The 20,237-nt window shown below is 63.0% G+C and carries 26 protein-coding genes; 11 read left to right on the forward strand and 15 right to left on the reverse strand.

Going from position 1 to position 20,237, the window contains the following annotated elements; genetic code table 11:
* The first annotated feature begins 35 nt into the window (after positions 1–35).
* Both LCM4577_RS15130 and murI read left to right on the forward strand, forming a co-directional pair.
* Positions 36–635, forward strand: a complete 600-nt coding sequence (locus LCM4577_RS15130; RefSeq protein ID WP_157900467.1) for a hypothetical protein — start codon at positions 36–38, stop codon at positions 633–635.
* A gap of 173 nt (positions 636–808) precedes the next feature.
* The gene (murI, locus tag LCM4577_RS15135; RefSeq protein ID WP_040981277.1) at positions 809–1,609 is read left to right on the forward strand and encodes a glutamate racemase; all 801 of its coding nucleotides are present in this window, start codon (positions 809–811) and stop codon (positions 1,607–1,609) included.
* Between the two features lie 3 nt (positions 1,610–1,612).
* Here murI and LCM4577_RS15140 read toward each other — a convergent pair whose 3' ends face one another.
* A complete protein-coding gene (locus LCM4577_RS15140; RefSeq protein WP_071071998.1) occupies positions 1,613–3,004 on the reverse strand; it encodes an RNB domain-containing ribonuclease in 1,392 nt (463 codons plus the stop codon).
* A 156-nt stretch (positions 3,005–3,160) separates the two neighbouring features.
* Here LCM4577_RS15140 and LCM4577_RS15145 point away from each other — a divergent pair, with 156 nt between their 5' ends.
* Positions 3,161–3,343 carry a DUF3008 family protein gene (locus LCM4577_RS15145; RefSeq protein ID WP_040981273.1) on the forward strand — a complete coding sequence of 61 codons (183 nt, stop codon included), beginning with the start codon at positions 3,161–3,163 and terminating at the stop codon, positions 3,341–3,343.
* Between the two features lie 71 nt (positions 3,344–3,414).
* On the opposite strand, the gene LCM4577_RS15150 is transcribed toward LCM4577_RS15145, so the two are convergent.
* Positions 3,415–3,618, reverse strand: coding sequence for a hypothetical protein (locus LCM4577_RS15150; protein ID WP_040981271.1), 204 nt, complete (start codon positions 3,616–3,618; stop codon positions 3,415–3,417).
* Between the two features lie 369 nt (positions 3,619–3,987).
* Between LCM4577_RS15150 and rpsD the strand changes: the two genes are divergently transcribed.
* The 3 genes from rpsD to LCM4577_RS15165 all read left to right on the forward strand — a co-directional run bounded on the left by rpsD (position 3,988) and on the right by LCM4577_RS15165 (position 6,587).
* Positions 3,988–4,605: a 30S ribosomal protein S4 gene (rpsD, locus tag LCM4577_RS15155; RefSeq protein ID WP_040981269.1), complete on the forward strand. Its 618-nt coding sequence runs from the start codon at positions 3,988–3,990 to the stop codon at positions 4,603–4,605.
* A 161-nt stretch (positions 4,606–4,766) separates the two neighbouring features.
* Positions 4,767–5,657 (forward strand): tRNA 2-thiocytidine(32) synthetase TtcA, encoded by an 891-nt coding sequence (gene ttcA, locus LCM4577_RS15160; RefSeq protein ID WP_071035277.1) that lies wholly within the window; start codon positions 4,767–4,769, stop codon positions 5,655–5,657.
* 102 nt (positions 5,658–5,759) lie between these two features.
* On the forward strand, positions 5,760–6,587 hold the full coding sequence (locus LCM4577_RS15165; protein WP_071035278.1) for an inositol monophosphatase family protein: 828 nt from the start codon (positions 5,760–5,762) through the stop codon (positions 6,585–6,587).
* Between the two features lie 41 nt (positions 6,588–6,628).
* On the opposite strand, the gene LCM4577_RS15170 is transcribed toward LCM4577_RS15165, so the two are convergent.
* The 6 genes from LCM4577_RS15170 to LCM4577_RS15195 form a co-directional block, all read right to left on the reverse strand.
* Positions 6,629–7,897: a multidrug effflux MFS transporter gene (locus tag LCM4577_RS15170; RefSeq protein ID WP_083354733.1), complete on the reverse strand. Its 1,269-nt coding sequence runs from the start codon at positions 7,895–7,897 to the stop codon at positions 6,629–6,631.
* Between the two features lie 145 nt (positions 7,898–8,042).
* Positions 8,043–8,378 carry a Grx4 family monothiol glutaredoxin gene (grxD, locus tag LCM4577_RS15175; protein WP_040981263.1) on the reverse strand — a complete coding sequence of 112 codons (336 nt, stop codon included), beginning with the start codon at positions 8,376–8,378 and terminating at the stop codon, positions 8,043–8,045.
* A gap of 252 nt (positions 8,379–8,630) precedes the next feature.
* A complete protein-coding gene (locus LCM4577_RS15180; protein WP_040981261.1) occupies positions 8,631–8,864 on the reverse strand; it encodes a BolA/IbaG family iron-sulfur metabolism protein in 234 nt (77 codons plus the stop codon).
* A 203-nt stretch (positions 8,865–9,067) separates the two neighbouring features.
* Complete coding sequence (locus tag LCM4577_RS15185; RefSeq protein WP_071035279.1) at positions 9,068–9,592, reverse strand: hypothetical protein; 525 nt, start codon at positions 9,590–9,592, stop codon at positions 9,068–9,070.
* Positions 9,589–11,820, reverse strand: coding sequence for a phosphoribosylformylglycinamidine synthase subunit PurL (gene purL, locus LCM4577_RS15190; protein ID WP_071072000.1), 2,232 nt, complete (start codon positions 11,818–11,820; stop codon positions 9,589–9,591). Before purL ends, LCM4577_RS15185 begins: the two co-directional genes overlap by 4 nt.
* Before the next feature lie 146 nt (positions 11,821–11,966).
* On the reverse strand, positions 11,967–13,376 hold the full coding sequence (locus tag LCM4577_RS15195; RefSeq protein WP_071072002.1) for a PLP-dependent aminotransferase family protein: 1,410 nt from the start codon (positions 13,374–13,376) through the stop codon (positions 11,967–11,969).
* Positions 13,377–13,467: 91 nt separating this feature from the next.
* Between LCM4577_RS15195 and LCM4577_RS15200 the strand changes: the two genes are divergently transcribed.
* Positions 13,468–13,716 carry a DUF1127 domain-containing protein gene (locus LCM4577_RS15200; protein WP_071072004.1) on the forward strand — a complete coding sequence of 83 codons (249 nt, stop codon included), beginning with the start codon at positions 13,468–13,470 and terminating at the stop codon, positions 13,714–13,716.
* A 3-nt stretch (positions 13,717–13,719) separates the two neighbouring features.
* On the opposite strand, the gene LCM4577_RS15205 is transcribed toward LCM4577_RS15200, so the two are convergent.
* The 6 genes from LCM4577_RS15205 to purC form a co-directional block, all read right to left on the reverse strand.
* Positions 13,720–14,382: a Pr6Pr family membrane protein gene (locus LCM4577_RS15205; RefSeq protein WP_071072006.1), complete on the reverse strand. Its 663-nt coding sequence runs from the start codon at positions 14,380–14,382 to the stop codon at positions 13,720–13,722.
* Between the two features lie 7 nt (positions 14,383–14,389).
* Complete coding sequence (locus tag LCM4577_RS15210) at positions 14,390–14,800, reverse strand: hypothetical protein (RefSeq protein ID WP_071072008.1); 411 nt, start codon at positions 14,798–14,800, stop codon at positions 14,390–14,392.
* 41 nt (positions 14,801–14,841) lie between these two features.
* A complete protein-coding gene (purQ, locus tag LCM4577_RS15215) occupies positions 14,842–15,510 on the reverse strand; it encodes a phosphoribosylformylglycinamidine synthase subunit PurQ (RefSeq protein ID WP_071072010.1) in 669 nt (222 codons plus the stop codon).
* Complete coding sequence (locus tag LCM4577_RS15220; protein WP_071072012.1) at positions 15,507–15,761, reverse strand: hypothetical protein; 255 nt, start codon at positions 15,759–15,761, stop codon at positions 15,507–15,509. Before LCM4577_RS15220 ends, purQ begins: the two co-directional genes overlap by 4 nt.
* Positions 15,762–15,779: 18 nt before the next feature.
* Positions 15,780–16,019: a phosphoribosylformylglycinamidine synthase subunit PurS gene (purS, locus tag LCM4577_RS15225; RefSeq protein WP_040969562.1), complete on the reverse strand. Its 240-nt coding sequence runs from the start codon at positions 16,017–16,019 to the stop codon at positions 15,780–15,782.
* A 61-nt stretch (positions 16,020–16,080) separates the two neighbouring features.
* A complete protein-coding gene (gene purC, locus LCM4577_RS15230; protein WP_040981242.1) occupies positions 16,081–16,875 on the reverse strand; it encodes a phosphoribosylaminoimidazolesuccinocarboxamide synthase in 795 nt (264 codons plus the stop codon).
* Between the two features lie 274 nt (positions 16,876–17,149).
* On the opposite strand from purC, the gene LCM4577_RS15235 reads away from it, so the two are divergent.
* From LCM4577_RS15235 to LCM4577_RS15245, 3 genes are all read left to right on the forward strand, one after another.
* Positions 17,150–17,470 carry a DUF1476 domain-containing protein gene (locus LCM4577_RS15235; protein ID WP_041000781.1) on the forward strand — a complete coding sequence of 107 codons (321 nt, stop codon included), beginning with the start codon at positions 17,150–17,152 and terminating at the stop codon, positions 17,468–17,470.
* A gap of 14 nt (positions 17,471–17,484) precedes the next feature.
* Positions 17,485–17,616: a hypothetical protein gene (locus LCM4577_RS15240; protein WP_274534985.1), complete on the forward strand. Its 132-nt coding sequence runs from the start codon at positions 17,485–17,487 to the stop codon at positions 17,614–17,616.
* Between the two features lie 96 nt (positions 17,617–17,712).
* The gene (locus LCM4577_RS15245) at positions 17,713–18,486 is read left to right on the forward strand and encodes an HpcH/HpaI aldolase/citrate lyase family protein (RefSeq protein ID WP_071072014.1); all 774 of its coding nucleotides are present in this window, start codon (positions 17,713–17,715) and stop codon (positions 18,484–18,486) included.
* Positions 18,487–18,494: 8 nt separating this feature from the next.
* Here LCM4577_RS15245 and LCM4577_RS15250 read toward each other — a convergent pair whose 3' ends face one another.
* Complete coding sequence (locus LCM4577_RS15250; RefSeq protein WP_071072016.1) at positions 18,495–19,052, reverse strand: alpha/beta hydrolase; 558 nt, start codon at positions 19,050–19,052, stop codon at positions 18,495–18,497.
* A gap of 198 nt (positions 19,053–19,250) precedes the next feature.
* Here LCM4577_RS15250 and LCM4577_RS15255 point away from each other — a divergent pair, with 198 nt between their 5' ends.
* A complete protein-coding gene (locus LCM4577_RS15255) occupies positions 19,251–20,063 on the forward strand; it encodes a VOC family protein (RefSeq protein WP_071072017.1) in 813 nt (270 codons plus the stop codon).
* Positions 20,064–20,237 lie beyond the last annotated feature (174 nt).

Below are 20,237 nucleotides of genomic sequence, written 5' to 3' on the forward strand. Positions count from 1 at the left end.
ATGCCTCATCCTTGCTGTAATAGTGGGGGTGGCACATGTTTACGTCCAATATTGGTCGACTGCGCTTTTTCCTTTACTCTCTCGGTCTCGCCGTCGCCGAAACCGTGGTAATCGTTGTCTGCATTATCAGCACGATCGGCTTCGAAGGGCTGATCAATTCAGGGCCTGGTCCGGCGCGGCAGGGCATGGTGGGCGCCGTCCTCATCGCCTCGCTCATCTTCGTCGCCCTGCGCGGCAACCTTGCCTCGCGCCGTACCCGCGACGCCAATGGGCGCCGTTGGATCCTGTGGGCCTACATAGCCCTTTCCGCCGTTTACGCCCTTTTGCAGGCAGGTGTGCTGCTGGTCGTCAAATTCGAGGATCCCGAGAGCATCCCGGGCGGACTGAACCTGCTTGGGCTTTCGATATTCGGCCTCTGGTGCACGATTCTTTKGGCGAAACCCGTCGCTGGCAGCAACATCGACGAACTGACGGATGTTTTCGACTTCGACGGTCCGCTGCCGGCACCGTCGCGCGCCGGACGTACCGTTGCGCCGGCCGCTCCACGCGTCGCGGTCTCATCCGCGCGCATTCCGTCCGCGCCGCAGCCTTTCGGCAGGCCGCGCCCCGCCGGCTTCGGCAAGCGAGGGTTATGAGCTTAGCGACTGCGCAAAAGCTGCTCGCATTCGCCTCTTCAAGACCACGATCATTCGCGATAGAAGCGCCGACGGTCCAATCACGGGCCTGCCGCTATCTCTTTGTTTGACGCAATTCCGGACAGAAAACCGCTTCACACTTTTCCTGGAATTGCTCTGGTGACCTGATGACAATGAGCGATCGATCAAGCCAACGCCCGATCCTGATGTTCGATTCCGGCGTTGGCGGGCTGACCGTGCTGCGCGAGGCGCGCGTGCTGATGCCCGATCGCCGCTTCGTCTATGTCGCCGACGACGCGGCTTTTCCCTATGGCGCCTGGGAGGAGCCGGCGCTCAAGGATCATATCCTCACGCTGTTCGGCAAATTGCTCGATCGGCTTCAGCCGGCGATTTCGGTCATTGCCTGCAACACCGCCTCGACCCTGGTGATCGATGCGCTGCGCGAGACATTCCCCGGCCACCCTTTCGTTGGCACGGTGCCGGCGATCAAGCCCGCCGCCGAACGCACCCGCTCGGGCCTGGTGTCGGTGCTGGCGACGCCGGGCACCGTGAAGCGCCAATACACGCGCGACCTGATCAGCAAATGGGCGCAGAAATGCCATGTGCGCCTGGTCGGCAGCGACCGGTTGGCGGGGCTGGCCGAGATCTATATGCGCCAGGGGTTCGTCGACGAGGAAGCCGTGCGCGCCGAAATCGCCCCCTGTTTCATCGAGCGCGAGGGCAACCGCACCGATATCGTCGTGCTCGCCTGCACGCATTATCCGTTTCTCGTCAACCGCATGCGCAAGACCGCGCCCTGGCCGGTCGACTGGATCGATCCGGCCGAGGCGATCGCGCGGCGCGCCATGTCGCTCCTCGGACCGGTCGGGGAGACACTGGGCGAGAGCGAGCCCGATCTTGCCGTGTTCACCTCGGGCAAGGTGGATTTCGCCACGAGGCGGCTGATCCAGGGTTTTGGACTGACCACACCTTAGCGCTCAAACCGGCGCGGCGGGCTCGAAGACGATGCTGCGCTGATCCGGGTCGGCCGAGACCAGCTTTAGCATGACACTATCGCCCTGCCTGAGCCCGGAGGCCTTTACATTGGCGACGACAGGCATGTCGGCAGTCTGCGCGCGCACGCCATGGTCGACGAAATCGGTGACGACGGCCTTGAACGTCTCCCCCTGATGTCCCCTGAGCATCACCGCCTCGGCTAGGTCGATGGCGGCGTGGTTGATCTGCGAAGCGCGGGCGTCCGCGCGCCCCATCACCTTCGGCAATCTAGCGAAAGCGTCGGTGACGGCCTGCGGCACGGGCTGGCCGTTGGCGATTGCCAGCGCGCAGCGCACGACGTAGCGGTCGGCCAGCCGCCTGAGCGGCGCGGTGGCATGCGCATAGGTCGCGGCCATCGCCTCATGCCAGGGGACGACACCTTCCTGATAGGGCTGGTAGGACGCGCCGTTGCCCGCGCGGCGGATTTCCAGCATCAGCGCCGCCTGTCGCGGATCGGCCGGATCGAGTGTGCGCTGATAGTCGCGCAGGCTGGTGGAGGCCGCCCAGGACAGGCCCAGCGCCTGTGCCGCGTTGCGCAGCCTCTGCACCTTGGAAGCATCCGGCCCCGACATCACCCGGAACAATCCGGTCTTGTGCGCCAGCATGGCGTCGGCGATCGCCATATTTGCGGCCAGCGAAAGCGCGGCATTGTCCTGCTCGGATTGCAGGAGCGGCCTGAATGAAAGCTGGAATGTACCGTCGGCGAGCCTTTCCACCTCCTGCTCGGGTGGGTCGACGCGCGAAGCGCCGCGCCGCTCTTCGTTAGCCGCCATGCGCCGCGCCAGTTCCGCGAAGCCGGCCGGAACGTCGGAAGCCTGCACGCTGTCATAGGCAAGCTTGGCGCGGCTCTGAATGATGGCCCGCTCAGCGCCATCCAGCTTGACCGCGCCGTCGCCGGCGACCCGGGCCGTGAAGACGACCGCCGGACGCGGCCCATCGGGCAACAGGCTCGCCGCAGCCTCGGCGAGTATCGGCGGATAGAGCCCGGCCTTGCCGTCCGGCAGATAAAGTGTTTCACCTCGATTCCAGGCTTCGAGATCAATCGCGTCGCCGTCCTCGACGAACCAGGCAACGTCGGCGATCGCGTAATGCAAGAGAAGATCGCCGCCGCTGGCCTCGATCGAGAAGGCCTGGTCGAGATCGGTCGAGCTCGCCGGATCGAGTGTGACGAAAGGCGTCGCGGTGCGATCGGCATGCTGGTCTGGCGCACGCTTTGCGGCCGCTTCCGCCGCGGCCGCTACCTCCGGCGGAAATCCATCCGGCACGTGGAATTCAGTGCGGATTTTTATCAGGCCGGCGGAGAGGGCCTGTGAGGGATCGGTCAGCGATTTCATGCCGCCGTCCTACACTGGCGTTCCGGACGCGGGAAGGCTGCGAAGGAAAATCGCCCGGGACGGCCGACTGACTTACCGACACCGAGGGGCCGAGTCGATGACGTTGGAACTGCCGCAGAGCCTCCGCGTTTTTCCCGCAGCAAAGGAGAGACCGCCATGCCCGCTACATCGCAAGCCCAGCAAAAGGCCGCCGGCGCGGCACTTTCCGCCAAGCGCGGCGAGATCAAGAAAAGCGAGCTCAAGGGCGCATCGCGCGAGATGTACGATTCCATGAGCGAGAAGCAGCTCGAAGAATTCGCCGAGACCAAACGCAAAGGCCTGCCCAGCAAGAAGTCATGAAGCGAGACATCGGGACGAAAAAGCCCGCGGTGCTGTCCGCGGGCTTCGTCTTGATTTAGCCCAAGCGTCAGCTAGCGCCGCCACCAGCAGTGCCGGGTCTTGTAGCGCACGACTTGGCGATGGCCGTGCCGCCAGACCACTTTTTTCTTCACCACGACGCGGCACACCTGCTTGTGGCCATGCCAATGCCTGGCCATGGCCGGCTCAGGCGTCATGACCGCCATTGACCCGGCCAACACGGCGGCTCCGGTCAGGGTAAGGAAGAACTTCTTCATGGGAATTCGGACTCCTCTGTTCCAGTCCCTTCATCAAATGCAGGGCGTTTGCGTCCTAACGCCGCATCCGCCCGGATGCCGCCGGCGTGCAACTTTCCGCCACACCCAGCACCGCATGCAACGCAGGGATGATATCGGGTTGGCGTCGGTGCCGCCAGCCACAAGCTTGACAGCGGTTAAATCTGTGTTTAACAGGCCCAGCAACACCGGGTGGCGACGCCCGGTGGTTTCTTTTGACGTGTCCCGTGGGTTTTCCGTCGCTTTGTGTGGGAAACCCTGTCAGGTCTCGAAAACGGAGGCCAGAGGAGGGCGCGTTTCCTTCGCCCGGAGCCATGGGGTTCCGGGTATATTGTTTTGAAAGGGAATGCGATGAGCAAGCGCGAATCCGCGAAATACAAGATCGACCGCCGTCTCGGCGAAAACATCTGGGGCCGCCCGAAGTCCCCGGTCAACAAGCGTGAATACGGCCCCGGCCARCACGGCCAGCGCCGCAAGGGCAAGCTTTCCGACTTCGGCCTGCAGCTGCGCGCCAAGCAGAAGCTGAAGGGTCACTATGGCGACGTTTCGGAAAAGCAGTTCCGCAAGGTCTATGAAGAGGCCAACCGCCGCAAGGGCGACACCTCCGAGAACCTGATCGGCCTGCTGGAGTCGCGCCTCGACGCGATCGTCTATCGCGCCAAGTTCGTGCCGACGATCTTCGCCGCCCGCCAGTTCGTCAACCACGGCCATGTCAACGTCAACGGCAAGCGCACCAACATCGGTTCGTACCGCTGCAAGCCGGGCGACGTCATCGAGGTGCGCGAGAAGTCGAAGCAGCTCGTCATCGTTCTGGAATCGGTCGCTCTCGCCGAGCGTGACGTGCCGGACTACATCGAAGCCGACCACAACAAGATGACCGCGACCTTCGCGCGCGTTCCGGGCCTGTCGGACGTTCCGTTCGCCGTGCAGATGGAACCGAACCTGGTCGTCGAATTCTACTCGCGCTGATCGAACTGGATCAGCCGCAGCATCCAAAGGCCGCCTCTCGAGGCGGCCTTTTCTTTGACGGTCAGGGCTATTCACTTTGGCCGCATTTATGCGACGCCATGTGATTCCACTCGGCTGCAAAATGCTCTAAAGCCGAGCGCTGACAACGCGGAGCCGGCGCCATGAATATGTTGCCAGACCTCAAATCCCTCGAGCCTATCGACGACGATGCCGAAGGCGGCTTTCATCCGCTGTTCCGCGACGTGCCGACCTCGGTCGAATTCAACAAGCTGCGCAAGCGGCTGTTGAGGCTCACCCGTCAAGCGATCGAGGATTTCGCCATGGTCAAACCCGGCGAACGTTGGCTGGTGGCGCTTTCCGGCGGCAAGGATTCCTACGGGTTGCTCGCGCTTCTGCTCGACCTCAAATGGCGCGGCCTGCTGCCGGTCGAGCTGCTCGCCTGCAACCTCGACCAGGGCCAGCCGAATTTCCCGAAGCACATCCTGCCCGATTATCTCAACGCCAACGGCATCGCGCACCGCATCGAATACCAGGACACCTATTCGGTGGTAACCGACAAGTTGCCGGAAGGCAGCACCTATTGCTCGCTCTGCTCGCGGCTGCGGCGCGGCCACCTTTACCGCATCGCGCGGGAAGAGGGGTGTTCGGCGCTGGTGCTTGGCCATCACCGCGAGGACATACTCGAAACCTTCTTCATGAACCTGTTCCATGGCGGGCGTCTCGCCGCCATGCCGCCCAAGCTCCTCAATGACGAGGGCGATGTCATGGTGCTGCGGCCGCTTGCCTATAGTGCTGAGGCCGACCTCGAGAAATTCGCCAACGCGATGAAATTCCCGATCATCCCATGCGACCTCTGCGGCAGCCAGGAAGGACTGCAGCGCAACGCCATGAAGGCGATGCTCGACGACATCGAGAAGCGCATGCCGGGGCGCAAGGACACGATGATCCGTGCCATGACCAATGTAAGGCCCTCGCATCTGTTGGACAGGAAGCTGTTCGACTTCGCGGGGCTAGAGCCGCATGGTTCCAGCTCTGTTCGACCTGAAATCTAAATCCGGCTCTAAATCAAGGAAGTAGAGCATGATGTCGTCCGAAAACCGCTTCATACTTTTCGGCATCATGCTCTAGCACGAACACAGGACAAGACATTTCCAATGCGATTTGACGATAAAGCGATCGACTGGCTGGCCGAGCTTCTCGCCGACGCGGCAAAGGCCGAAATCATGCCGCGCTTCCGACGGCTGGGCGAGGGCGACGTGCGCCAGAAGACGTCCGCCGCCGACCTCGTCACAGAGGCGGACGTCAATGCCGAAAGGCTGATCACCGCCCGGCTGCGCGAACGCTATCCCGACGCCATGGTGGTCGGGGAGGAGGCCTGCTCCGACAATCCGGCGCTGCTGTCGGGCCTCGGCGATGCCGCGCTTGCCTTCGTCATCGATCCGGTCGACGGCACCTTCAACTTCGCGTCCGGCGTGCCGCTGTTCGGCGTCATGGCCGGCGTCGTCGTCAACGGCGAGACCGTCGCCGGCATCATCCACGATCCGGTCGGCAAGGACTGGCTGATCGGCGCCAAGGGCGCCGGCAGCCATATCCGCCACGCGCATGGCGCGCTGGAGAAGGTACGCGTTGCGGCACCGGTGCCGATGTCGCAGATGACCGGCGCCGTTTCCTGGCAGTTTCTCCAAGAGCCCGAGCGTTCGCGGCTCGCCCGCAACCAGACCAAGACGCTGTCGCAATTTTCGTATCGCTGCGCGGCGCATGAGTACCGGTTGCTTGCGAGCGGTCACGCCCATTTCGTGCTCTACAACAAGCTGATGCCCTGGGATCATCTTGCCGGTGCGCTGATCCATCAGGAAGCCGGCGGCCATGTCGCGCGCATCGACGGCAGCGCCTACTTGCCGTCGCATGTCGACGGCGGCCTGCTGGTGGCGCCGGACAAGCAAAGCTGGGACGAGTTGCGCCGCGAGCTTTGGGCTGAATAGGAATACCTGCGCACCGGCTGGCGCTGGCCGCCAGACGGCAATTAGTGAAGATCGGTGACGTGCCCCGAAACGGGGGGATTGTGGGGCTGGAACATCCTGCCCCGCTCGGCGATCAGGATCATCAGCAAAGCTGCGACCGAGACGCTGCAGAAGCCCGCGGCCAGAGGGGTGACGGTGCCGTTATAGGCCTGGCCGATCGCCGCGCCGATGAGGGCACCGAGAAAAGTCTGCATGAAACCAAGGATGGATGCCGCCGTGCCGGCGAGTTCGCCGAGCGGCTCCATGGCCAAGGCGTTGAAATTCGCGCCCAGTCCGCCGAACGGCAGCATCGCGCCGGCAAAAAAGGTGACGAAGAGCCAGAGCGGCATCTGCATCTCCAGCGAGACCACCAGCCAGGCAAGGCTGATGCACAGGAAGATGAGCAGCGCGCCTTGCGACAGGCGGCGCATGCCGATCTGTCCGACCAACCGCGAATTGAGATAGTTGGAGAAGGCGAGCACGCCGGCGACGCCGGCAAAGATCAGCGGGAACAATTCGCCGACGTGAAAGATGTCGATGTAGATCTGCTGCGCCGAACTGATGAAGCCGAACATGGCGGCGAAGATGAACGTGCTGGCAAAGGCGTAGCAAAGCGTGAGCCGGTTGGTGAGCACGATGCGGAAGCCGCCTAGCACTGACCCTACCGAGAGCGCGCGGCGATATTCGGGATGCAGCGTCTCCGGCAGGCGCAGCAGGGCCCAGGTCGAAACGATCAGCGCGCCGATAGCCATGGTCACGAAAATCCAGTGCCAGCTGGCGAACAGCATGACGAACTGGCCGATGCCGGGCGCGATGACGGGGATGGCCATGAACACCATGAAGATCAGCGACATCACCTCGGCCATGCGCCGGCCCTCGAAGGTGTCACGCACGATCGAGACGGCGATGACCCGGGTCGCTGCAGCGCCGATGCCCTGGATGAGACGCCAGGTCAGCAACAGGGCGAAACTGGGCGCTATGGCGGCGGCGGCCGCGGCCACGACATAGACGACCAGGCCGAAGACCAGTGGCGCGCGGCGTCCGAAGCGATCCGAAATGGGCCCGAACAAAAGCTGTCCGCCGCCGAAGCCGAGCATATAGGCGGTGATGACATATTGGCGGTGGTTCTCGCTCTCGACGCCAAGCGAGGCGCCGATCTGCTGCAGCGCCGGCAGCATGATGTCGATGGCCAGGGAGTTGAGCGCCATCAGCGCTGCGCAGAGCGCGATGAATTCCCAGCGCGGAATAGGCAAATTGGTTGCCGATTGCTGCGCCACAGCCTGCTTGTCCACCGCAAAATCCGATCGTTTCAAACGAACATGCGCCGGACTGCCGGCGCATGAGTTCGTTTCGTTCCCGAGCTCAGGGAACCACAATGCCGAGGTGGGGGCTGCCCCGGAAATTAACGCTACCGGCCGGCTGGCCGGTGCGATTCAATTAGGCGGCGCCTTTGACGCTGACGCCCTTTTCGACGAGGAAGTCCTGCAATTCGCCGGCCTGGAACATCTCGCGCACGATGTCGCAACCGCCGACGAATTCACCCTTCACATAGAGCTGCGGGATGGTCGGCCAGTTGGAATAGTCCTTAATGCCCTGCCGCAATTCGGCCGAGTCGAGCACGTTGACGCCTTTGTAGTCGGCCCCGATGTAGTCGAGGATCTGCACCACCTGGCCGGAGAACCCGCATTGCGGGAAGCCGGGCGTGCCCTTCATGAAGAGCACGACGTCGTTGCTCTTCACTTCATTGTCGATGTAGTCGCTGATGCCGGTCATGGACAATCCTTTCACGCCTGTGGGAGTCAGGCTCGAAGCATGTCCTTCAAATAAACCCATAGGGTGGCTGAAACAAGACGTTAGCCGCGACGCTACTTGAATGGCGCAAGGGATAACGCGATTTTGTGCCAAGGCTAGAACGGTTCGCCGTATCAAGGAAACGCCGAACCGCTCTATCTGTTTGTCTTATGCAATTCCTGACGGAAAACCGTTACACACTTTTCCTGGAATTGCTCTGGGTGACGGCAGCGGTCAGTCGGGGACGCTGGTCTGCAGCGCCAGCGCGTGCAGCACGCCGCCCATATTGCCCTTCAGCGCGTCGTAGACCATCTGGTGCTGCTGGACACGGCTCTTGCCCCGGAAACTCTCCGCAACGACCTCGGCCGCGTAGTGGTCGCCGTCGCCGGCCAGGTCGCGGATCGTCACCTTGGCGTCCGGAATGCTTTCCTTGATCAGTTTTTCGATGTCGTGGGCATCCATTGCCATGGCAAAATCCTGTTTCAAGCGGGGCAGGCCGGGTATGTGACTCGGAGTGAGCCTAAAGCCTTTCCAGCCCGGATTGAAGCCGTGCCGTTGGGTGATGAAGCCGAAAGCGCGTCGCGATCTTTCAGATTCGCTCCATGCGCTTTAGGTTTTGATTTTACGCATGTCCTTATCCCGAAACCGGTTCTCACTTTCGGGAGACATGCTTAGGAATTGTCCTGGCTCGGATGAACCACGCCATCTTCGGTGATGTCATCGCGCGTCGAATAGGCCCGGCCCAGGCTGAAGACCAGCACGTAGAGCGGAATGTTGATCAACAGGCTGACGATGGGAAGGTAGCTTGTTATCTGCCATGCGGGTGAGAAGAAGGGCCGGCCGTAGCCGTCGCATATCAAGGACGAGCCATAGTCCCAAACCGCCCCGATCGCCGCTGCGACGGCGAAGAGCTTGACGCAGATCGCGACATGCCTTGCCCGCGCCGGGTCCGGAGAAAGTCTGTTCCACAGCAAGAGGCAGACGACCGGAACCGCGTAGATCAGGGTCTGCACGACGAGCATCGGCAGCGTGCCGTTGGCCGCGGCAAGGAATTGCGCGCGAGTCTCCAGCAGCGGACAGACCTCGCTCGAGGTCGTCGAAAGCAGGAACAGCACGAACGGTCCGAGAAACCAGAAGAAGAACAGGCAGGGCCAGAAGACGACTGCGATCAGCGCCTTCGCGGTGAGTCTCGTCAACTGGCCTGGTCCATGAAGCGCGGGAACCAGCCCTCATGGGCGGCGGTCAATTCGCTGACCGGGATCGACCGTGCCTCGCCAAGCTTCAAGTCACGCCCGCCGGTGGTGCCGATCCAGGGCGCGAAGATGCCGAGCTTGCCCTGCTGCTCGCGGATCCTGTCCCATTCGCCGCTTTGCGGGTCGATCGACAGCGTCAGCAGATAGCGGCCCTGGTCCTCGCCGAACCAGACCGGGATCGGATCGGTGCCGGTAAGCCCCGGGATGGTGGCGCCGATGCCGGAGGCCATCGCCATCTCCGCCAGCGCCACGGCCAGGCCACCATCGGAGACGTCATGGGCGGCGGTGACGATGCCGGAAGCGATCAGCGCGCGCACATGGTCGCCGACGCGCTTCTCATGGTCGAGGTCGACGGGTGGCGGCGGACCGTCGGCGCGGCCGTGGATGTCGCGCATATAGACGGACTGGCCGAGATGGCTGCCCCATGTCGGCGGCGCGCCGACCAGCACGATCATCTGGCCCTCGGCGGCAAAGCCGATACGCGCCATCTTCGACCAGTCGGCGATGAGGCCGACGCCGCCGATGGTCGGCGTCGGCAGGATGCCGCGGCCGTTGGTTTCATTGTAGAGCGAGACATTGCCGGAAACGATCGGGAAGCCGAGCGCGCGGCAGGCATCGCCGATGCCTTTGATGGCGCCGACGAACTGGCCCATGATCTCGGGCCGTTCGGGATTGCCGAAATTGAGGTTGTCGGTGGCGGCGAGCGGCAGGGCGCCGGTCGCAGTCAGGTTGCGCCAGCATTCGGCGACGGCCTGCTTGCCGCCCTCGTATGGATCGGCCTCGCAATAGCGCGGCGTGACGTCGGAGGAGAAGGCGAGCGCCTTGGTCGGATGGCCTTCGACGCGCACGACGCCGGCATCGCCGCCAGGAAGCTGCAACGAATTGCCCTGGATCAGCGTGTCGTACTGCTCCCACACCCAGCGGCGCGAGGAGAGATCCGGCCCGCCAAGCATTTTCAGCAACGCGTCGGCGACATCGGCCTTGGGCGCATCGTTCGCGGCAAGCGGCGCCGGCTTCTTCGCCTCGACCCAGGGGCGGTCATACTCAGGCGCCTGGTCGCCCAGCTCCTTGATCGGCAAATTGGCGACCTCGTCGCCCTGATGGATGACGCGGAAGCGCAGGTCGTCGGTGGTCTTGCCGACGATGGCGAAGTCGAGCCCCCATTTGCGGAAGATCGCCTCGGCTTCCTCCTCCTTCTCGGGGCGCAGCACCATCAGCATGCGCTCCTGGCTTTCCGACAACATCATCTCATAGGCGCTCATGCGCTCCTCGCGCACCGGTACCTTGTCGAGGTCGAGCTCGATGCCGAGATCGCCCTTGGCGCCCATCTCGACCGCCGAGCAGGTGAGGCCGGCCGCACCCATGTCCTGGATGGCGATGACGGCGCCGGAGGCCATCAGCTCTAGGCAGGCTTCCAGCAGGCATTTTTCGGTGAAGGGATCGCCGACCTGCACGGTCGGGCGCTTCTCCTCGATCTTGTCGTCGAATTCGGCCGAAGCCATCGTGGCGCCGCCGACGCCGTCGCGCCCTGTCTTGGCGCCGAGATAGACGACCGGCAGGCCGACGCCCTTGGCCTGCGACAGGAAGATGGCGTTGGTCTTGGCAAGGCCTGCCGCAAAGGCGTTGACCAGGATGTTGCCGTTGTAGCGGGCGTCGAAATTGACCTCGCCGCCGACGGTCGGCACGCCGAAGGAATTGCCATAGCCGCCGACGCCCGAAACCACGCCGGCGACCAGATGCCTGGTCTTTGGATGGTCCGGCGCGCCGAAGCGCAGCGCGTTCATCGCCGCAACCGGCCTGGCGCCCATGGTGAAGACGTCGCGCAAAATCCCGCCAACCCCGGTCGCCGCGCCCTGGTAGGGTTCGATGTAGGACGGGTGGTTGTGGCTCTCCATCTTGAACACCACGCAGTCGCCGTCGCCGATGTCGACCACGCCGGCATTCTCGCCTGGACCCTGGATCACCTGCGGGCCGCTGGTCGGCAGCGTGCGCAGCCATTTCTTGGAGGACTTGTAGGAGCAGTGCTCGTTCCACATCGCCGAGAAGATGCCGAGTTCGGTGAAGCTTGGCTCGCGGCCGACCAGATCGAGGATGCGCTGGTATTCGTCGGGCTTCAGCCCATGCGCGGCGACGAGCTCGGGGGTGATCGGCACGGAATTGGAAATAGTCATGAGCGGCGATTTTTGTCCGTGGGAAAGGGGAGGTTCTTTGAGTCTCCTCTTATCGCAAGCTTTCGCGCGATACACCCCCACCAGATAGGGAAAACGCCGGAAAACTGCCACTCCGGCTATGCTTAGGGTCTGGCTCGCCGGCTCGATCAGGAAAAACTGTCGTAGCCGGCGCGGCCTTCGTCGAGCAGGCGGCGGATGACGGCGACACCGCCGGCGACATCCCTGCTTTGCCGCGGTTGCGACACGCCAAAGCGCACGCCGTGAAAGACCTGCCCGGAGCGGCCGGCCTTGAACTCGTCCTCGTCGTCGATGAGTACGCCTTGCGCCAGGCAGGCGTTCTTGAAGGTGCCGGACAGCCACGGGTCCGGTAACGTCAGCCAGACAAAGGGCACATTGTCACGTGCCTTGAAGTCGAACCCCTTGAGCACGTCACGCACGATGGCGAGGCGCGCCTGGATTTCGGCAATGCAGCGCTTGCGGATCTCGCCCGCCTGGCCCGATATCACCAGCCTTGTGCCGACCTCGGCCAGCAGGAAGGGCAGGCCACCGGTCATCATCTTGTGGGCGACGCGGATGCGATGGCGGTAGGCCGGCGGGCAGGAGAGCCAGCCGCCGCGCACGCCTGCCGCGACCGATTTCGACAGGCCGCCGGCGACGATCGTGCGTTCCGGCGCGTATTCGGCCAGCAGCGGTGTCGGGTCGTYGGTGAGCTCGCCGTAAAGATCGTCCTCGATCAGCGCGACATTGTATTCGCGCGCGATTTTCGCGATCGCCTGCCGCCGCTCCGCCGACAGCGTCACCAGCGTCGGGTTCTTCGCGGTCGGCATCAGGAACATCACCTTCGGATGTTTCTGCGCGCAGACGCGCTCGAAATCATCCGGGTCGATGCCATCCTCGTCAGCCGAAACCAGCGCCGTGCGACGGCCGATGAGTCCGGCGCTGCGCGCGATCTGCGAATAGGTGAGGTGCTCGAAGACCACGTAGTCGCCGGGCATGGTCAGCGCCGCGATCGCCGCCATGACCGCGGCATGGGTGCCCAGCGTAGGCACGATAGAATCGAGCGATGGTCGGAAGGAATTGCGCGAAAGCCAGCGGCTGCCCGCCTCGTACCAGCGTTCAGGAAAATCGCGTGTGTAGCTCGAAATGTCGTGCGGGTGCTCCTGCGCGGTGCGCGCCAGGATGTCGGCAATCACCGCGCCCTGGCCGACATCGGGCGCGGCGGTGCTGTCGAAGCGCAGCTTGCCGCTCGGCGCGTCGATGGGGCGAGTGCCTTGCAAGCCAAGTTCGAGGTCGGGTTTCGGGGCTTCGGCGCGCTGGCCGAGCACATAGGTGCCGCGGCCGACCTCGCCGCTCACCAGACCGCGTTCGCGCAGCAGCTGATAGGCCCTGCCGATGGTGCCGACGGTCGTGCCGATGTCATAGGCGAGGTCGCGCTGCGGAGGCAGTTTCGCACCGGCGTCGATGACGCCCTTGTCGATATCTGACTCAATGCTGTCAGCAAGACGCTGATACAGCGGACCGGAGCCAGAGGAGAGGTCAGGGAGCCAATTTGTCATGGTGACAATTTTCTATATTGCACCGCGCGATGAGTCAAATCATATCGAGCCTGCGATTGAAAAGGTACAATCGAAACAAGGCAGAATGACAATGGATACAATCAAGACAATTCGCCACGCCGGTCCGGCATTTGGCGCGCAGACCGATCCATGGAGCCGTCGCGGCTTCGTCGGTCGGCTGGTATTCGTGCTCCGTTCCGCCGCCAAACAAGTCGATCGCATGCTTGAGCGCCGGCGCGGCCGCCTTGCCCTCCTGGAGATGACGGACGAGCAACTCAAGGATATCGGCATCTCGCGCTGCGATGCCCATCGCGAAGGCATCAGGGCATTCTGGGAGTGATGCCTATCTTCGGCTCGACGCCATCCCGGTTGCGGGTTTTGCTCGCAACCGGCCGATGCCGTGATCGATCAGCACGGCAAGCACGCTCAATCCGATGAACAAGGCCGTGACGCCCAGGGCCGAAACGGCGACGCTGGCCGCGCCGTTCTTGGCCACGTCAAGGAACGGATAGGGCACTTCGCCGGCGAAGGGGGCGCGTATCAGCGCGTAGGCGAGGTAGGCGAGCGGATAGATCATCCACCAGGAGATATCGCGCCAGCGCGTCGTGCCGTCGGCACCGGCTATGAGCCACCACAGCACGAAGATGAATGGCGTGACGTAGTGGAGCAGGATGTCGCAAAGCAGGAACAGGCCCTGCGGTTGCCAAAGGCCTGCCAGCACCGTCGCATAGACGATGAAGACCAGCGTGATGGCGACCGCCACTCCGGCACGCATTCTCTGTCCGGCAAAGGCCGGAAACCAGGCATAGCCAGCGGGGGACAGCAGCGAGGCATGCACCATCACCGCAGCGATGTTGGTGAGGATGGTGAAGAAGCTGAAATAGAAGACGATCGAACCGGGCAGGCTGCGCCCCGCAGCCATCGACGCCGGCATGCTGATGGCGAATTGCAGGACAAGCGCAACCAGCCCGACAACCAGTCCCGCGATCTGCAGGAACCGGCTCATGACAACCTCAGGCGGAAGCCGCGCAGGACGGATTGCCGGCCTGCCAGCGGGCGATGTCAGAGCCGATGCGCGCGCCGAGCGGCTCATTCATCAGCGGCCCGAAGACGTCGACGCGGCTGGAATTGCCTTGCGCCTGCACGACCAGCAGCGGCTTGCCGCCATAGTGCTTGGCGGGCACCAGCAGGAAGCGCGGCGTGCCGCTGTAGGAATTGAGCTCGTTGGCCATCTGGTAGGCCTTGAAGGCCGGGTCCTTGCTGGCGATCCAGCATTTATGCGCGGCGATCGTGACCTGCTCCATCGCAAGCAGCGAGGCGCTTTTGCCTGAGGGAACCGGCCTGGTCTTGGGGCTGGACTGGCAGGAAGCCAAGGCGAGCCCAGCGGCGGCCAGGAGAGCAAGGCGAGCAATCGTCGGTCTCATGGTCAGTCCGCCCCCGCGTTCCGGATTAGGATGTCAAAGAATCAAGCCGCGAGGCCGAGTGCGCTCTYGAACAGCGCCCGCCCGTCATTGCCGCCATGCGCCGCTTCGATAAGGTTCTCCGGGTGCGGCATCAGGCCGAGCACGTTGCCCTTGTCGTTGACGATGCCGGCAATGTCGTTGATCGACCCGTTGGGATTGGTGCCTTCGGCATAGCGGAACACCACTTGGCCTTCGCCCTCGAGCCGAGCAAGCGTCTCGGCGTCGGCGAAGTAATTGCCGTCATGATGCGCGACCGGCGAGCGGATGACCTGTCCGGGCTGGTAGCGGCGGGTGAACATGGTGTTGGCGTTGGCGATCTCAAGCTTCACCTGCCGGCAGACAAATTTCAGCGAGGCGTTGCGCATCAGGGCGCCGGGCAGCAGGCCGGCCTCGACCAGGATCTGGAAACCGTTGCAGACGCCGATGACGGTGACGCCCTTGGCCGCCTTTTCGGCGACCGCCCGCATCACCGGCATACGCGCCGCGATCGCGCCGCAACGCAGATAATCGCCGAAGGAGAAGCCGCCGGGGATGGCGATCAGGTCGACATCGGGGATTTCGGTGTCGGTCTGCCAGACGGTCGCCGGCGCCTGGCCGGAAATCTTGGTCAGCGCCGCAATCATGTCGCGGTCGCGATTGAGCCCAGGCAGGAGGACGACGGCTGATTTCATTTCGGTTCGTAAGGCCTCTGGTTTTCGGCAAGTTCGCGCAATTCGAGACGGCGCTCTATGCGTTCGAGTCGCTCATCCTGACGGCCAAGAATACCATAGATGTTATGGATATCACTCTGCGTGGCCACCATGTGACCTCGCATCACGTTCAACTCACGTTTGGCTTCGGACACATCCTGGCGAAGTTCGCCGATTTCGTGATGGATCCGTTTCAACAGCTCGAACATCAATTCGTTCGTGGCTTCCGGCATTGTGCCTCCGCTACAACCTCAGGTTATAGCAACACTATAGTTCTCAATCACCGTGTTCGCCAGAAGCTTGTCGCACATGGCCTTCAGGTCGGCTTCGGCCTTGGCCTTGTCGGTTCCGGTGAGCTCGATGTCGAACACCTTGCCCTGGCGCACCTGGCCGACGCCGTCGAAGCCCAATCCGGAGAGCGCATGCTCGATCGCCTTGCCCTGCGGGTCGAGGACGCCGTTCTTGAGGGTGACGGTGATACGGGCTTTCATCGATGCTCCAGGTTAGGCTCGTTTAGGAAAAAGGCCTGCTATTGTCCGGCAGGCCTGGTAATCAGTGCTTCAGGCCCTTGGGCGGCTCGGAGGAGGCGACGAGGACCGGACCCATCGGCCGCGGGGGCTCGTTTTCGTTGATGATGCCGAGACGGCGGGCGACCTCCTGATACGCCTCGACCAGGCCGCCCATGTCGCGACGGAAACGGTCCTTGTCGAGCTTGTCCTGGGTGGCGACGTCCCACAGCCGGCAGGAATCCGGCGAGATCTCGTCGGCGACGACGATGCGCATCATGTCGCCCTCGAACAGGCGGCCGCATTCGATCTTGAAGTCGACGAGCTGGATGCCGACGCCGAGGAACAGGCCGGAAAGGAAGTCGTTGACGCGGATGGCCAGGGCCATGATGTCGTCGATTTCCTGCGGGCTGGCCCAGCCGAAGGCGGTGATGTGTTCTTCCGACACCATCGGGTCGTCGAGCGCGTCGGCCTTGTAGTAGAATTCGATGATCGAGCGCGGCAGCACCGTGCCTTCCTCGATGCCGAGGCGCTTTGACAGCGATCCGGCCGCGACATTGCGCACGACGACCTCGAGCGGAATGATCTCGACTTCCTTGATCAACTGCTCGCGCATGTTGAGCCGGCGGATGAAATGGGTCGGGATGCCCATGCGGTTCAAGTGGTTGAAGATGTGCTCGGAAATGCGGTTGTTGAGCACGCCCTTGCCATCGACCACTTCGTGCTTCTTCTTGTTGAAGGCGGTGGCATCGTCCTTGAAAAACTGGATCAGCGTTCCCGGCTCAGGTCCCTCATAGAGGATCTTGGCCTTGCCTTCGTAAATGCGGCGGCGATTTTTCATCTGATTTTTTCTCTGGATCTGCGGGCAGGCGGCAAGTGACCGGTTCCTGTCCGTCTGCCTAAATTAGTATGGCGAAGGCGGCGTTCAATGCCGGTGTTATCGCAATCGCCTTGTTTGCTCAATCGGCAAATCCCGCGAATCAACCGCTTTCGGAACCGAAATGCCGCAGCGCAGCATGCCACGAACCATATTGACCGGCCCGCGGCCTTTTGGTTTGTGCTTGCCCATCACACATATTCACTGCCAAGCGAATCGGATTGATCGGAGGGACGTCATGAGCAGCATGAAAGACCGCGAAGAGGGCTTCGAGCGCAAATTCGCCTTCGACGAGGAACTTCGCTTCAAGGCCGCGGCGCGCCGCAACAAGGCGCTTGGCCTGTGGGCCGCCGAGAAACTCGGCAAATCCGGCGCCGATGCCGAGGCCTATGCCAAGGAAGTTGTGGTCTCCGATATCGAGGAGGCGGGCGACCACGATGTTTTCCGCAAGATCCGCAAGGATTTCGATGCCGCCGGCGTCAACCAGTCCGACCATCAGATCCGCCGGACCATGGACGAGCTGATGGCGCAGGCGATCGAGCAGATCAAGAACAGCTAAGGCTGGATGACGTGATGTCGTCCGAAAACCGCTTCACGCGTTTCGGTCTCATGCTCGATCTCTTTGTTTTTACGCAATTCCGGACGGAAGGTTACGGCGAAGTCGTCGAACCTAAACTTTACACGCTTTTCCCGGAATTGCTCTGACTGGACCAATCGGCCGCCCGGCCAAACCGGGCGGTTTTTCTTTGCCTTCACACCGTTTCCGGCCGAAACTGCGGATTGTTAACAAGGAAAGTTCCGATGTCGCTCAAATCCCGCTTGGCCGCCGACGAAACGCTTTTCACTGCATGGTCGGGCGTGCCGGATGCGCTGACGGTCGAGATCATCGCCAAACAGGGTTTCGATGCCGTCACCCTCGACATGCAGCATGGCGGCCATCACGAGGACAGCGTGCTGCGCGGGCTGGTGCCGGTTCTGGCCGCCAACAAGCCGGCGCTGGTGCGCATTCCGGTCGGGCGCTTCGACATGGCGAGCCGCGCGCTCGATTTCGGCGCCGAGGCGGTGATCGCGCCGATGGTGAACTCCGTGGCCGATGCGAGGCAGTTCGCCGCCGCGATGAAATATCCGCCGCTGGGCGAGCGTTCCTGGGGCCCGACCTATGCCTTCCCGCGTCACGGCAAGGGCGACCATGCCGAATGGCTGCGCGATACGAACCAGCGCACCATGGCTTTCGCCATGGTCGAGACGCGGGCGGCCCTCGAGGCGCTCGATGGCATTCTCGACACGCACGGCATCGACGGCATCTTCGTCGGCCCGTCGGATTTCTCGATCGCCTGGTCGAATGGCGCCACCGTCAGCTCGACGCTGGAAAGCATGATGGAGACGGTCGCGTCGATCGCCGAGCGGACGCGCAAGGCCGGCAAGCATGCCGCGATCTATGTCATCGAACCGGCGATTGCCGGTCGCGTCGTGTCGATGGGCTTCCGGCTGCTCGCCATGGGCTCGGACCACACGCTGATCTCGCTTGGCGCCAAGACGTTGCTGAAGAGCATGCGGGATTCAATCGGTTCTTGAATCCGGCCTTACGGCTCCTTCAACTCCGTCAGGAATTTGGCGAAGGTCATCGAACCCTCGGGCCATGGGCCGAAGCCAGCATCGTGGTTGAGATGCCCGGCCTCGCCGGCATCGATGAACAGCGATCCCCAAGCGGCGGCGATGTCTTCGGCGACCTCGAAGGCGCAGAACGGATCGTTGCGGCTGGCAATCACGATCGACGGAAAGGGCAGGGGATCGCGCGAATATGGGCCGAAGGTCATCAGATGCCTCGGCCTGATTTCCGGGTTGGAGACGTCGGGCGGCGCGACAAAAAAGGCGCCGGCGACAGGCTTCTTGAATTGCGGGATGGCCTGCACCGCCGCCGCCACGCCAAGCGAGTGCGCAACCAGAACCACTGGACGCTCGGCCTCGTTGACGGCGTTCGCTACGCTCGCCGTCCAGTCCTCGCGCACGGGCTTCGTCCATTCCGCCTGTTCGACCCGGCGCGCCGTCGACAGTTTCGACTGCCAGCGGGTCTGCCAGTGCTCGGGGCCGGAATTGGTGTAGCCCGGCACGATCAGGATATCTGCGTCTTTGACTTTCATGGCGCCGATGTAGCGAGCGGCCTTCTCGCCTGCAACCCTGTCGCCAATATCGGCGTGATCGCAAGTGTGAACAACTTGTTCGATTCTTGCTGCCTTGTGTGAACGATCGCAATCAACGATTTGGAGGGAAGAAGGAACAAGAGCTGGCGGCCTCAAGATCCCATTTCGGGAATAGGTGCCGCCCGAACGGAGAGCTTGATGAGCGAACTGCCTTTTGCCGCGACCACACCGGTCAGCGTGTCGCGTGTCGGGTTGAAGGCGCGCGACGCCGAAAGCCTGGCAGCCTATTACCGCGCCGTCGTCGGCTTGCAGGAACTAAGCCGCGCCGATGGCACGATCACGCTTGGCGCTGCCAACCGACCATTGCTGGTGCTTGAACAGGATKCTTCGGCCAAGCCGGACGATCCGCGCAGCGCCGGGCTCTTCCACACCGCCTTTCTCCTGCCGTCGCGGGCGGATCTCGGCCGCTGGATCAACCATGCCGCCGCCAACCGCATCGGCATCGAGGGCGCTTCCGACCATCTGGTCAGCGAGGCGCTCTATATGACCGACCCAGAGGGCAACGGCATCGAAATCTATGCAGACCGCCGTCCGCAGGACTGGAAATGGAATGGTGACAGAATAGCCATGGCGACGGAGCGGCTGAACCTGCCGGCGGTGGTGGGCAGCGTGCCGGCGGGCGATGCCGGCTGGCAAGGCGCGCCGGAAAACACCATTGTAGGCCATGTGCATCTGCGCGTCGGCCGGCCGGAAGATGCCGAAGCCTGGTGGCATGAGGCGTTCGGCTTCGACACCGTCGCCAAATATGGCGCCCAGGCGGTGTTCCTGTCGTCCGGCCATTACCATCACCATATCGGCGCCAATGCCTGGCAAAGCGCCGGCGCCGGCCGCCGCGATCCCTCCCGCTCGGGCCTCGCCTGGGTCGAGATGCGCTCAGACAGTGCGAAGGCCGAGACGAGCCGTGAGGATCCCTGGGGCACGGTGATCAGGACTGTGCCTGGGAAGGCTTGAGCGACGGCTACGCCAAGCTGGAGCACCCCTCATCCGTCTCGGCGCTAGCGCGCCGATCCACCTTCTCCCACAAGGAGGGCTTTGCACGGGAAGCGAAGTCGGGTTCGGTGTGTTAATAGAGCTTTTTAAAAGGGCAGCGGAACGGTTTTCGGCGGTCTTGTGGGGCATTTGGCG

This window comes from Mesorhizobium sp. LCM 4577 (assembly GCF_001854795.2).
In the GTDB taxonomy this organism is placed as follows: domain Bacteria; phylum Pseudomonadota; class Alphaproteobacteria; order Rhizobiales; family Rhizobiaceae; genus Mesorhizobium; species Mesorhizobium plurifarium.